This is a genomic window from Pseudoalteromonas sp. MB41, assembly GCF_020966275.1.
GTDB classification, from domain to species: domain Bacteria; phylum Pseudomonadota; class Gammaproteobacteria; order Enterobacterales; family Alteromonadaceae; genus Pseudoalteromonas; species Pseudoalteromonas lipolytica.
In genome coordinates, this window is the sequence record NZ_JAJJZF010000004.1 from 217,759 (window position 1) to 231,413 (window position 13,655).

Genomic DNA, 13,655 nt, shown 5'->3' on the forward strand with positions numbered 1-13,655 from the left:
GAAGGCCACCTAGTCGCGGTGGCCGTATTTGTGCATCTTTCGGTTAAGTAATCACTAAGCGGCAGTTTGATCAACCACTTCTTCGTTTACTTCTTTCGCTACGGGCTTGTCAAAAATACCTAAGCGGATACGAATAAAGTGCAAAATTTCTTTTGCGACATCAATGCCCAATGCACCTTCTAGGCCTTCAAAGCCAGGGCTTGAGTTTGCTTCACATATTTTAAAATGCTGCTCGTCAAATAATAAATCGATGCCCGCTACATCGAGCTTTAAAACGTTGGCCGTTTGTGTTGCAAGCCACTCAATTTCAGGGGTAATTGGGAATGACTTACCTGTACCACCCGCACTGACATTTGCTTTAAAGTTTTTACCCTGCGAGTTGCGTTCCATACATGCAACGGCACGTCCACCGATAGTAAGTACACGCAAATCACGACCGTGGCTCGACTTAACAAACTGCTGCAAAATAATGTTTGCTTGTGGGTTTGCAGCCTCGATTAACTGCATAAGATCATCAAACTCTTCTTTCGACTTTGATAAAAAGACACCACTGCCTTGCGACCCCGATAACGTTTTAATCACTACCGGAAAACCAATTTGTTTTTCAACTAAATCAATATTTACCGGAAACTTTACGAGCATTGTATTAGGGGTTGGTAAATTACACTCAGCTAAAATTTGCTGTGCAAATAACTTGTCTTTCACCGTTTCGATTGACTGCGAGCTATTCACGCAATACACACCTAAACGCTCAAGGTGGCGAATAATAGCCAAAGCAAAATACGTTGTGCTCGCGCCCATACGTGGAATAACAAAATCAGGTAGTGCAACGGATTGACCATCAATCAAAATGCTTTTGCCATCTTCGCGGGTAATGGTTAAATCAAATTGATCAGGCGAAAAAACTTGTAAATCAATGCCCTCTTCTTTGGCAGCTGCAAGTAAACGCTCAACTTCATAGGTTTCTTGCTTTAACAAGCCCGAACTGTCTTTATAAATGATCCACCCACGCATGGTTAGTACCTCTAGTCTTGGGGTTTAAGTGACAAAAAAACGCGGATTATGCGCAGCATTGCAGCCCGAGTAAAACAAATAAATTTTATCGTCACGATTACCAAAAGCAGCATTGATAGAACAACTATTGACCATTAAGTTAATTTAAGGTAAAAACTTACATTAAGTTAACATTAAAACCCGTAAGAGAAACATGTGAACAGGACGCTTGCATTAATCTTCATTCTTCCAATCAGTGCATTTGCGCTTAACGAATGGCATATTCAAAGCGATGGCTTTATATCTACGCCAAGCGCTGAAAAGCCTGTTATTGCATACAAATCAGATGAGCAATTTATTGCTCCTCAGCCTATTGTTAACTTAACCGCGCCCCTTAATCAGCTTTCAAACAAAGCGCACGACTACTTGTACAAACAAAGGCGCTTACCTAAAACGCTGAGCGATACCGCATTTAGTGAGTTTGATATTGAAACACTCAAAACCTTAAAAACCGGTGATCAGTATATTTTGAAGGTAGACGAATACCTAAGTTACACCGTCGAAATTACCGACATTATTGAAGCCAGCAACGGTGATCGCAGTGTGTTTGGTAAACTAAATGATCACGCACAAAACTACCATCAAGCCGTTATGACCCTGACAGAAAATACCTTACACGGGCAGTTTAATGCGGGTAACGAAAACTACCAATTTGAAAGTTATGGCAAGTATGGTTGGGTTACCAAGCTGTAAGTGACAAGATTGAAGCAACAAAGGGCGAGTTTGTAGCCGCGGTTTTACATCGCACTACACGCTCGCTCTTTGCTTTTAAGCCGCGTATTACTTTTTTAACACTGGCCACAAAGTCGCGCCATCGCTGTCGATAGGACTTAAAATTTTCAGGCCTAATATATTTGCAATAAGCGGATACACATCTAAGTTACTCACTTCATCAAGTTGCATACCGTTTTTAAACGCAGGGCCGGTGGCAATAAATGTGGCGGCCATATCATCGGTGTATGCGTAACCATGGGTGCCTAAATAAGGCGCCATTTTGCTGTCGGTGAATACGCGCGGTGCAGTCGTTTGTAAAATAATATCCCCCACACGCGGGCCTTTATCGTAATGATAATCACGCTTTTGTTGATCATTTAAAACGATGTATCGGCCATCTGCCGCCTTAGCAAGCTTTTTGCTAAACCCCGCAATATCGGCTTGGCTATCTGGTTTGGCGTAATAAAGCACGCGCGGACCGGTGTTTTTAACAATGAAGTTATCATCCTCTGGTAGCTGACTAATTTTGATGCTCTGTTGGGGATCAACTGTCGACATGCCATGATCAGAAACAATCACCAAATTAATATTCTCATCAAGCGCTTTTAAGCGTGTGTGCAAGTCTGCCATTAGGGCATCTAAGGTTTTTACTGCATCAAAGGTTTGCTTTGCATCAGGGCCATACTCATGCCCCATACTGTCTACCAACGAAAAGTAACTCACCACCAAACGTGGGCGCTTTTCTTTTGGTAAGCTTAACCATTGAATAATTTGATCAACACGTTTTTGGTAATCACTGTGCTTAGAATAGTGATAAAAGTAATCAGGCAACATGCCGTTAAAGCGCGCATCAGACTCTGGCCAAAAATAGGTTGCCGCTTTAACCCCCTGCATTTGTGCAAGGTTCCAAAGCGGAATACCATTTAGCCAAGTGCTGTCGTCTTTGCCTTTGCCCATGCTGTAACACTCATTGCGCTGTGTATCGCAAAAACGGTTATCAACAATACCGTGGTTAACTGGCAACAACCCCGTAATAATCGACACGTGATTAGGAAAAGTTTTAGTTGGATAAACAGGGCGCATTTTGGTTGCCCTTACACCCTGTTCACTGATTGCTTTTAACGCAGATGCGCGGTGTTTTTCAATGTAATCCCAGCGAAACCCATCTATCGAAATAAGCACAACAGACTGCTCACTATCAGCTTTTACCGTTCCACTTATGATTAACAAACCTGCTAAAAGTAACTGAAAAATACGCATACAAAACCCTTATTAGTTTAATTTTTTGATTCGTTCGAGTATGTTACCGTACTCTTTTGAAAATTTTGTGATCGTGCTTTCAAGCTTTTTCACACTGCGTTTTAAACGTGTACCATTTGCTAAGCTATACATAAATCCCCACAGCCCAGTAACCACACTTAACACAATAAATACCACAACAGGAAAGCCATCTAAATGCTCCACGACTTGCGGGTATTGATCAAGTAACTCAATGCCGGCGTCTGGCACAAGCGCATTCACCAGTGGATAAAAATCTTGCGGGTCTAAATACCAAGCCAAGCCAATTGATGTAAGGCCTAGCATTACCATACGGTTAAAACCATGCACCATACCAAAGCGTTTAACTGATGAGTAATCATATTTAATATCTTTACTCACATTCACCGCATACTCACGGTAGTACTTTGAATAACGCTGTGTTTCTACATCACTGTAGGCATAGTAAACCCAATCACCGACATCGACAGACCCTAATAAGTCTTCACCGGCTTTAAAAATATACGGCTCGCCCGAGGCTGTTTCGAGCATGATCTCACCTTTTAGGGTCGTGCTACGATTACGGTATACCTGAACGCGCTCTGTCACATCGGTGCCAACATAATTACCGCCACGGTAGGTGGTGGTGGTTTCTGTTGTAGTGACTGTTTCACGGGTTTCATTGGCGTGCGCGCTTTGTGCTTTGTCTAATACTTTACCTAGCACGGCACGGTGACGAATAGTGCCCTTTTCATTACGCGCCCACACGTTTTTATGCACATAGTTTGTTTTGTAGTCTAGGCTGTATTCACCCATTATGGCGTGTTCAAGATCAGCAATAGTGGTTGGTTTAACTAAATGTGATTCAGCCTTTCGCTCTGCACTCACCGTTTGGTTTTCTGTGCTTTGCTCGTCATCTGCCAAAACCGATGCTACCGGCTCAACATGCTGCTTAACACCACAACAATAACAGTGTGCGGCATCTTTACTAATACGCTGCTGACACGAAATACAAATTACATCGGACTTACTCGGCAAGCGAGCAAGCATGTGATACCCCAATTGATTTTGACTGGTTGATAACATGACATCGGTGGCCGCTAAAATCGCATCGTAGTGTGCTTCCTTTTTGGCCTTGGCTTTTTTATGGTATTTATGTTCTGCAATAAATACCCCGATAGCGACAGGCAAGGTTGCTAATAATGCCGGCACAAACTCAAGTTTGGCAGCAAATAGCATCACTAAAAATGTAATAAAGCCCAATACAAGCCATAGCACAGTCCCGCCGGTGTAGACTCGGTTAATGCTGCTATCCCAACTGCGGTATTGTTGATCAGCAAAGTGCACAATCACAATTGGCATAAAGCGGTTATTCTTCACGACTTTAATCGCGTCGTTGTTTGCTATTCGGTAATTTAGTGTCAAAGGGCTTGGCTGAAATGCAGTGATCACATTGCCCTTTTGTAAATTAGCAATCACCTCTTTTTCAGCATCCACGCTAAACTCGTGAATCTGGCCGTGTTTGTCTTCAACTTCTAACCACCAATAGCCATATAACATATCGTCATTATTGGTTTTATAACGGCGCTTATAGTAGTACATCGATTTAACAACACCGGTAATAGTGCAGGCTTGTGGCGAGTAGTGTTTTACTTCAGCAAGCAAGTCTGGGTTGAGCTCTTCAACCGTGTGCATTTGTCTTTTTTGCTCAAGAGCTTCACCACAATCACAACAGTGAAGATCGGTAGCATACACCGTATTTTGGCAATGTTGCATAGTCATTCCTTGCTTAATTATTTACTTAAATCAATTGTTAATGTTTGTTCGCCAGCCTCTATTTGATGCCAACGACGATACGTTTTATACCCCGGTGCCGACACCTGAATATCGTACGCGCCCGTTTTTAAAGTCATTCCTGGGCGGTACTTAGGACCTATATTCATAATACGAACCGTGGCATTAGGTGCATTGGTGGCAATGGTCAGTTTGGTTTTTTGCTCAACCAAATATTGTCTGCGAGATTGTTGCTCGGCGCTTAAATTTGCCGTCTCGTGACGTAAAATATCAACCTGTGCCAGCGCATGGCTCATCGGGCTAAAACGCTCGTATATATGCAGTTTTTCTTCAAAGGCTAAGCCTAAAGGATGCAGTACCGGCTGGGCATGAAGAGTCCAACGAATCGCGTAGCTAAATACCGGATTACTCGACTCATCCACTTTGTCTAAAAAGTAGTTAACCGGGCTTTGCTCATCTTCGGTAAAGCTATTATGAATAAAGAGCACTGGGGCAATTAAAATCACGGCAGGCATTATCAGTTTTTGCAGTACGCTCAGCCATGTTGTTGGCTGCTTTTCTTGGGCAGGTTTAATAAGTTGCCATAATTTCAACGGCAGCTTGCTAAACGTTAAACAAATTAAAAATAACGATAACGACATTGAAATAGGCGGAATAATCACCGAACGCAGCGCCTGTTTACCGTACTGTGCGTACTCACCGCCATCGGCAAATTTACCTTCAGCGCTATTAAGCATGGCTACGTACTTGTCGGTGCGTTTTTCAATATTCGGATCAAGCACCTGATCTTTAAAGTTCTTTTTATTCCAGTCTGCGCGAATGTTTTTCACGTATAAGTCGCCCATACGATCGGCGATTTTGGCTTGAATTTCTGGGTGTAACTGAAACTCAACCCAGCTTAAGTTAGGCTGTAAGCTCATACCCCGTTTGCGCATTTCACTTTGCCATTGGTTTGTCGCTTCTTGAGTGACTTTAGTCGCAACGGCATTAGCAAATACCTGACGTTGATTAACATTCCACGTGCTATCAAGCTCAAGGCCTTTGCTTGCAAAATGGGCACGCAGCTTTTGTTGCGTGGTGTCGTGTGCACGAAACGCCATTAAGTTTTCAAGGGTAAACGGGTAACCCGTTTCTTTAACAAACATTTTATGAAAATTAGGATGCTGTAAAAAACGTAGTTGATAATGATCAGGGTCGTCGGTGTATTTATACCGCTTATCTTTAAAGCCGCCGTCGCCACCGGTCGCTAAACTTGCCGCTTGCAATGCAGTGTAAACACCGCCCGTTAGCACACCCATTAAAATAGTGCCTGCGGCGTTTTCTGCTACCGAGACATCTTCTTCTATTAACCAATAGTCTGGCTCAATGTAACCAATACCGGCTTTTAAAATGGTGCTTCGGTAATCGGCCGCTTCACGTTCGTAACAGCGATTACGGCGGTCTTTTTCGCTGCTTTTATCGTAGCGCTCACGGCACTTCGCAATACTATTGTGGTAATCGTATATTTTAGGGCCGTACTTTTGTGCACGCGCAGAGGCTTTAGCAATATGGGCTTTTTGCGCTTGTTGATACTTATTCCACCCGCTGTTGATTTCTTGCTCAACCTGTTGCCAATAACCTTGCTCGCGCTCACCTATGCTGGCTAACGTGTGGTTATATTTTTTACTGCCCTGTGCGTAGGCTTTGTACTTAACCACCAGCTCATCGTACAACTGGCTGTAATTTTTATAATGTTTATCAAAATCTTGATACGCTTTCTTTTGCACGAAAGAGGCAATAATTTTACGCTTATCTTGCTCAAGGTTATCAGACAGTGCCGCATCGCTATAAAGTAGGCCACCAAACAACGCTAAAAAAGTCAGGTTTTCTGAGCTGTGCAACTGTTCGGGGTTGTAATCAAGGTCGTTTACTTTAATTGAGTTAATTGCCAAGGCATCACGCAGCGCTGCGCTATAGGTTGCAAACTGGCGTTGCTCAGCCGTTGAGGGTTCTATTAACGTTTTTTCGATGGCGTACTTTTGCCCAAAAAACACCACCGGCCACACAAGGCAAAGTAGCGCAATAAACGAAACAACACCGCGGCCAACTTTAGCAACCATGGCTTTGGGTAAAAAGTCGGCTAATAACAGTGCGACACCAACGCCCGACACCGCACGCCCATAAATTTCGAGGTGCTCTAAATCGGCCGCAGAAGGGGTGCCTAACCCTACGAGCGACACAAGTTGCGCATTAAAAATTGCTTCGGGTAATAAATATAAAGTAGCTAAAACAAGCAGCAGACAGCGCCACCAAAACGGCTTTATTATTGTAGTCATAGTATTGTTCTTTATTGCTTTTTACGTAGTTCTAATTCAACCGCTGGGTCGGTTTCCAAGCTAAAGTCTTCATCGGCTTGGCGTGTGCCAATTTCGAGATTGGGTGCTTTAGGCGTCTGTGTAACCTGTGGAACATAGCTCACTGCTTGAGTCGATTTAAGCGTGCCTCCAACAGCAGGATAAAGCTTGTTACTTTGATACGCTTTAAGCTCGTCTAGGCGCTCTAAATCAAGATCATCGGGCATGCTTGCTATTAACTTAGCGTCGGCTTCATCGCTAAAATAAGGGGTCACGTTTGGCAGCTCAAACACCGAGCAAAAGCCATACACTGTGTCGTCAATAATCACAGAGTCGGGACGCACCGAGCGCGACTGCGCTAACAAACTGCGCTCATGATAGTCGTGACCGTTAATTGAATAAGTCGCAATCATAATGCCACGCGCCTTGGCACTGGGCTTTAAACGAGCAGCGGTTTGCTTGTAGTGTCGAATATCAAGCACGTAGCCAAAGTTACGCTTCAGCTGTTTAGCTAATTTGTCGAGCTGCAACGGGCTGTCGTAACGCTTTTCACGGTGATAACGATTACCTAACGCTTGCAAGCTTTCGAGCTGTTCTTTGTTACGCTCATAAATAGGGTCACTCCCTGCACCGCGTTTTAAGTCACTGGCAAGCTTGTTCATAGACGCTTTAGCTGGCGACTGAATAAACGCTAAATAAATGTCGGGGTTAATGTCACGCATACGCGTTAAATTGCGCATTTCTAAACTGCTAAAAAAGTAATTACCGCCACCAATGTATTCATACGCCAGGTAGTCGAGCATTTTAAGATCGTTGATCGAAGCGTTTGATTTAATTTCAATATTAAGCTTTTGATGCGGTTTACGATAACGCGCAAAGCTCGATGCTAACTCACGAAAAGAGGCAGGTAAGTCATCACTCAGTAAGCCTGTATCTTGATTGCGCAGGCGTAAATACCCCCACTCTTTTTTATAACTCATCGACTCAATTTTACGACGCTTGTTGTCGACCGTGCCCGTTTCGCGGCCGGTACGCGCATCGTGGTGTACAACCCACACATCGTCGCGGGTAATACGCACGTCAATTTCAATCACGTCAAAGTTATTATCAATGGCATCAATCACTGCATTAACTGAGTTTTCGGCGTAACGAATCGAACCTCGGTGGCTTTGTAGGTTAAATCCACTGCATTGTCGCGCCGACACATAGTTAATATTGCCAAGTTGGCTCTCAAAGAAACCTCGGGCAAACAGTGCTTCTTGCTTGGCTTTCACTGCTTGCTTTTGTGCAACAGTGAGCGTGCTTTCGGGAGTCGCTTCTGGGGTACTTTTACAGGCCGTTAAGCCAACACAAATAAGTAAAATGCCGACCAGCAGCAAAGGTTTAGTAAACGAAGTTTGCATCATTGCATTTACAGCCAAAAGGCTTTCCTTTTTTATTAGAGCTCATAAAGAAGTGTGTAAAGCTGAATAATATATGAATAGAGGTCCCGATTTAAAGTAATAACTTTAATTAATCCAAATATTTTAATTTAAGATACAAGCTGTTAGATTAAATTTAATAACTATCGCAGTTTTGATAACAACACTGAGCAGCCTAATAGGAAGCGCCTCGTGGGAATGAAACATGATCGACTTTCGTAAAAAAATTACCCCTGCGCGCGAAATGCGCTCAACCAACACGTTACACACAGCCCTTGAAAGTGATCGGGGGCGCATTATTAACAGTGCCGCCATTCGTCGTTTACAACAAAAAACCCAAGTTTTCCCACTCGAACGCAATGCAGCGGTGCGCTCGCGGCTAACCCACTCTCTTGAAGTACAACAAGTGGGGCGCTTTATAGTGCAAACAATTTTTAATAAGTTAAGCGACGCCCAACAAAAAGAGTATGGCCTTGCAGGCCTAGAAAGGCCCTTAGAGAGCCTTGTTGAAATGGCGTGTTTGATGCACGACATTGGCAACCCGCCATTTGGTCACTTTGGCGAAGCCGCCATAAACCAATGGTTTGAAAAACACCTAGAGTCGCTCACGCCAGAGCGCTGCAAAGCCAGTGGCATACATGTTATTTTTAAGCACCTTGCACAAGACATCAAAAATTTTGAAGGCAATGCGCAAGGTATTCGCATTATTCATTCTTTGCTTTCACTCAACCTAACATACAGCCAAAGCGCCGGCATATTAAAGTACACCCGCCCTGCCAGCATGGCTAAAAAAGACATCCCACAAGACAAAAATTACTTAATGAAAAAAGTGGGTTATTACTTTAGCGAAAAACCCTTTATTGAGGCACTGCAAACCGAGCTTGATATAGAGCAGTATTGCCGCCACCCCGCAAGTTACATAATGGAAGCAGCCGACGACATTTCGTATTGCCTTGCCGACATAGAAGACGCTGTAGAAAAAGGCATTATAAACGTTGAACTATTGTGCGAAAAATTAAAAGAGCAATACACGCGCACCTTAACAAACCTCACGCTTAACGACACCAAGCACAGTGACTTTGCCGAAAAAGCCATTGATTACGCACTGAGTAAAGCCGCCGAGCAGCCGTATAACTATAATAGCGAGTTTTTTATTTACCTACGCGTGACCTTGCTACACCCCTTGGTAAATTATGCCGCAGAGCGTTTTGTTGGCAATATTGAAGCCATTTACCACGGCGACTTTAACCAAGCCTTACTGGAAGATCGCAGTCACTTGCATGCAGTCACACTCACGTTAAAACAAGTGGCCATTAAACATGTATTTTGCCACAAAGAAGTAGAGCGCCTAGAACTGCAAGGTTATCGGATCATTAGCGGTTTGCTCGATTGCTACAAACCGTTACTCGCCCTTGACCACGACGCCTTTAAACGGGTTTTAAAAGGCGACCCTCAGTATTTAATTGAAACACGGCTCGTTAAAAAACTCTCAAATAAACACATAAACAGCTACCAAAAAGCCATTGATGCCTTAAAAGCAGAGCCCGATCACTTTGCAGCTTATGAGTTTTATTACCGTTGCAGACTTGTTCAAGATTACATTAGCGGTATGACCGACCAATTTGCTTACGACGAGTACCGCGCTTTAATGGTTATTGATTGATTCATTTAGCTATTTATTTTAATTTGTTAACAAAATGTGGATAAAAAACCTATCAAGGCTTAGAATTAAGTCATTGTTTGGGTCACCAGATTAACCTTACTGGTCAGGAAACTATGCCAATTATAAAAACAACACTTTTACTGATACTTGCTAGTGTAAGTTTCACCAGCGAAGCGCAGTATAATGAGGCCATGTGCATTTTGTTAAAACAACAAATGCATGAATTTCGTAATAATACGAGTAATCGCAATTATCGCTCTGCAGCTCGTAACTATGAAAAGAACTGTAAAAATCCGACGCCTGTCCACAATGTCGAAGCATTTGAAAAGTTAACCGCGCAATCGGCAGAATCAACCCCCATAACCCCCAACAAATCAGTAAGCCCAACAGAGCACTCGGCTGCCATTCAAGGCATTGCTGACGATACTCCAGCACCTGAGCCACAAAACCTCGACGTAACGCAATTAGAGCAAGCAACTCAAGATACGCCGCCTACATCAGAGCCAGAACTCATTTCTGATGTAGCCGCCATTGAACCTGTTGCCAATGTATCAGCGCGTGAAACAACAGATCCAGTGCAGAGCGTACCGCAGCCGCAAAACGAGACTAACGAAGCGCTAACAACGGCGCAGACAGCAACGCCGCAAACAACAGCATCACAAACAACAGCGCCGCAGACAAATAATTCAACCGATAACCTTGAAAGCGAGCCCGCATCTGATACACCCCCTGTGTCAGCAACAGAGGCAGAAAAACCAGTCGATGCCGCGCCAATACCCGCAGAGCCTGCACCAGAACCACAACCAGCCCCGGTGCAAAATGCCGCGCCTAGTTCGTCAACGTCACTGCTTATGCCCAGCTTAATCGTGCTATTAGTGCTGCTTGTGGCGGGTTTGTTTATTGTACGATTACGCAAAAGTAAACAACAAGACACACATCCTGAACTTGAACACAGCTTACTAGAAGCGCAAGCACTAAAAGCTGCCGCAAACGCAAATAAAGAAGCCGAAGAACTTAAATCGGCCACCGCCGCGATACTTGCAGAGCAAAGCACAGAACAAGCCGCCGACATAGAGAGCGAATTAGAGCAAAGTCGTTCGTTTACAGCCACAGACAACGAAGACAGCAACGATGAGCTTTCGGAACTTGCCCGCTTTAGTGCTGAACGCGACTTTCACGAGCAACACACTGATTTTGCCGATGCGGATCAGTTTAATGAGCTTGAACTCGACAACGACGAGACAGAGCCCAAAGATGAAACTGAGCCCAAAGATACTGAGCCCAAAAATACTGAGCCCACACAAGCTGAAACCTTGTTAAGCAGTTCATCATTCGGCTTCGACGAGTACGCAAAACAAGAACCGCTTACAGACGACGAGCCATTGACCAATGAACTTATTAATGACGAGCTTGAAAGTAGCGATTTTGAAAGCGATGCTCTTGAAAGAGACAACCTTGAAAGCAGTGATCTTGAAGGTAACGAGCTTTCAAATAACGAGCTCGAACAAGCGCCTGCCTTTACCAGTAGTTCATCATTCGGCTTCGACGAGTATGCAAAGCAAGAACCACTTGCAGACGACGAGCCATTGACCAATGAGCTTTCAAATGACGAGCTCGAACAAGCGCCGGCTTTTACTAGCAGTTCATCATTCGGCTTCGACGAGTATGCAAAGCAAGAGCCGCTTACAGACGACGAGCCATTGACCAATGAGCTTATAAATAACGAGCTTGAAAGTGATGATCTTGAAAGTAACGTTCTTGAAAACGATAGATTTGAAAGTGATGCTCTTGAAAGTAACGAGCTTGAAAGTACCGAGCTTGAAAATGACGAGCTCGAACAAGCGCCGGCTTTTACTAGTAGTTCATCATTCGGCTTCGACGAGTATGCAAAGCAAGAACCGCTTACAGACGAGCCATTGACCAATGAGCTTATTAATGACGAGCTTGAAAATGACGAGCTTGAACAAGCGCCTGCTTTTACTAGCAGTTCATCATTCGGCTTCGACGAGTATGCAAAGCAAGAGCCGCTTACAGACGACGAGCCTGTAAAAGATGACGTACCAGAGTACGACTTATCATCGTTAATGGGTGACGATTTATCATTTGCCGATCAATTTAACGACCAGCCATCGCTAGTTACTGAACCTAAGCCATCAAACACCGACGACGATATTAGCGACGACGATTTGGCAAAAGCGTTACAAGCACTTGAGCAAGAACTGTACGAAGAGCCTAAGCACACTCAGGTTGAATATACAGAGCAAAACGATGATGAAACACTAACAGAAACCGAGCAAGAGCAGGAACCAGCACAACAAGATGATAACGACGAGCATACCGACAGTAAGCCACACAATCCGTTTGCAAACTTGTCGCTAGACCCTGCGTGGGATCCAAACTCATCAGAAAAACCCTCGTTAGAGAGCAAAGCTAAACAGCCGAAATCTCAAGCCTTAATCGACGCCGAAGAACGCGCCAAACAACTCAAAACCGACGACTAGCGACTAAGGTTTTTTAAATAAAGGTTTTTTTAATCAATAAAGATTTTAAAAAAAGGGAAAGCACCGTGCTTTCCCTTTTTATTTCAGTGTGGTGCGCGGGCGCATCAACCAATGAAAAACAAATATCAACGAAAAGAAAACAGCCACGGCCAGCACACACAAAAGAATAATGTTTTTTGGCAAAAACGAGTCACTCTTGTAGGTGTGGCGCTTTATTTCGCGCTCAGCACTTAACTTTGTTCTTTCGGCTTTACTGGGTAATTTAAACTCATGAAATGAGTCGTTAGATGTTACTTCTGAACGCACCGTTTGGGTGCTCTTTTGCTGCCATAGCATATCAAACTGCTGAAACTGCACTTGCTTATTCTCAATACACCACTCTAAATATTGCACTGACAATGGCTTATTAAGGCAACGAGACGGGATCACATAAAAACGGTCCCATGCGGCCTGCTTGCTAATGTATGCTTGTTCTGACAAGGGTTTCGCTAACGAATTTTCAAGGTAAGCAATATCATGGTTATAAAATGCGAACTTGCGCTCAGCTATTTGCTCTTCGGTTAAACAATTCGATGCAATGCGATCAGATAAGTTTTGAATGCGCTGTTTGTAATCATCAACTTCGTCGAGCAGGTGAGTTTTACGCAGTGCCGATTGCAGTTCACTGCGTTTAGCTTCCATAGCGTGGCATTCAACTGAAGGTGCTGTTGTTTGCGCCCATGACACACACGGCGACAATAACAGAGAGAATAAAATCCATTTAATCATTAATTTACGTCACTGTAAAATAGAGAGGAACAGAGTACCATTTTTAGCTAAAAATTCAATACGGTTGCGTTAAATCTCCGCTCTTCTTTATCCGCTCTTCTTTAAATAATGGCTAAGATGAATACGCTCCTCGTATTCATTATTTACCCAC

Annotated in this window: 9 protein-coding genes; 3 read left to right on the forward strand and 6 right to left on the reverse strand. The window is 43.7% G+C overall.

The window, feature by feature from the left end:
- Nucleotides 1-54 precede the first annotated feature (54 nt).
- Nucleotides 55-1,014, reverse strand: coding sequence for a RimK family alpha-L-glutamate ligase (locus LPA49_RS07370; protein WP_036972486.1), 960 nt, complete (start codon nucleotides 1,012-1,014; stop codon nucleotides 55-57).
- A gap of 195 nt (nucleotides 1,015-1,209) precedes the next feature.
- On the opposite strand from LPA49_RS07370, the gene LPA49_RS07375 reads away from it, so the two are divergent.
- Nucleotides 1,210-1,746 carry a hypothetical protein gene (locus tag LPA49_RS07375; protein WP_065979268.1) on the forward strand — a complete coding sequence of 179 codons (537 nt, stop codon included), beginning with the start codon at nucleotides 1,210-1,212 and terminating at the stop codon, nucleotides 1,744-1,746.
- Nucleotides 1,747-1,833: 87 nt separating this feature from the next.
- Here the strand turns inward: LPA49_RS07375 and LPA49_RS07380 are convergent, their stop codons facing one another.
- Genes LPA49_RS07380 through LPA49_RS07395 form a run of 4 tightly spaced genes read right to left on the reverse strand, consistent with a single transcriptional unit; the run spans nucleotide 1,834 to nucleotide 8,572 of the window.
- Nucleotides 1,834-3,027, reverse strand: a complete 1,194-nt coding sequence (locus LPA49_RS07380) for an alkaline phosphatase family protein (RefSeq protein WP_230236213.1) — start codon at nucleotides 3,025-3,027, stop codon at nucleotides 1,834-1,836.
- Nucleotides 3,028-3,039: 12 nt separating this feature from the next.
- Nucleotides 3,040-4,800 carry a hypothetical protein gene (locus LPA49_RS07385; RefSeq protein WP_230236215.1) on the reverse strand — a complete coding sequence of 587 codons (1,761 nt, stop codon included), beginning with the start codon at nucleotides 4,798-4,800 and terminating at the stop codon, nucleotides 3,040-3,042.
- Between the two features lie 17 nt (nucleotides 4,801-4,817).
- Nucleotides 4,818-7,133, reverse strand: a complete 2,316-nt coding sequence (locus LPA49_RS07390) for a carboxypeptidase-like regulatory domain-containing protein (protein WP_074988483.1) — start codon at nucleotides 7,131-7,133, stop codon at nucleotides 4,818-4,820.
- An 11-nt stretch (nucleotides 7,134-7,144) separates the two neighbouring features.
- Nucleotides 7,145-8,572: a glycerophosphodiester phosphodiesterase family protein gene (locus LPA49_RS07395; protein ID WP_230236217.1), complete on the reverse strand. Its 1,428-nt coding sequence runs from the start codon at nucleotides 8,570-8,572 to the stop codon at nucleotides 7,145-7,147.
- 205 nt (nucleotides 8,573-8,777) lie between these two features.
- On the opposite strand from LPA49_RS07395, the gene dgt reads away from it, so the two are divergent.
- Together dgt and LPA49_RS07405 are read left to right on the forward strand one after the other, a co-directional pair.
- Nucleotides 8,778-10,235, forward strand: coding sequence for a dGTPase (gene dgt, locus LPA49_RS07400; RefSeq protein ID WP_065979264.1), 1,458 nt, complete (start codon nucleotides 8,778-8,780; stop codon nucleotides 10,233-10,235).
- 113 nt (nucleotides 10,236-10,348) lie between these two features.
- Nucleotides 10,349-12,736, forward strand: a complete 2,388-nt coding sequence (locus tag LPA49_RS07405; protein ID WP_230236219.1) for a hypothetical protein — start codon at nucleotides 10,349-10,351, stop codon at nucleotides 12,734-12,736.
- A gap of 78 nt (nucleotides 12,737-12,814) precedes the next feature.
- Here LPA49_RS07405 and LPA49_RS07410 read toward each other — a convergent pair whose 3' ends face one another.
- Nucleotides 12,815-13,504, reverse strand: coding sequence for a hypothetical protein (locus tag LPA49_RS07410; RefSeq protein WP_143104557.1), 690 nt, complete (start codon nucleotides 13,502-13,504; stop codon nucleotides 12,815-12,817).
- Nucleotides 13,505-13,655 lie beyond the last annotated feature (151 nt).

Bases quoted from the DNA above. Each gene is read 5' to 3' on its own strand.
- LPA49_RS07370 (WP_036972486.1), bottom strand. From the start codon at position 1,014: ATGCGTGGGTGGATCATTTATAAAGACAGTTCGGGCTTGTTAAAGCAA.
- LPA49_RS07380 (WP_230236213.1), bottom strand. From the start codon at position 3,027: ATGCGTATTTTTCAGTTACTTTTAGCAGGTTTGTTAATCATAAGTGGA.
- LPA49_RS07385 (WP_230236215.1), bottom strand. From the start codon at position 4,800: ATGCAACATTGCCAAAATACGGTGTATGCTACCGATCTTCACTGTTGT.
- LPA49_RS07390 (WP_074988483.1), bottom strand. From the start codon at position 7,133: ATGACTACAATAATAAAGCCGTTTTGGTGGCGCTGTCTGCTGCTTGTT.
- dgt (WP_065979264.1), top strand. From the start codon at position 8,778: ATGATCGACTTTCGTAAAAAAATTACCCCTGCGCGCGAAATGCGCTCA.
- LPA49_RS07405 (WP_230236219.1), top strand. From the start codon at position 10,349: ATGCCAATTATAAAAACAACACTTTTACTGATACTTGCTAGTGTAAGT.
- LPA49_RS07410 (WP_143104557.1), bottom strand. From the start codon at position 13,504: ATGATTAAATGGATTTTATTCTCTCTGTTATTGTCGCCGTGTGTGTCA.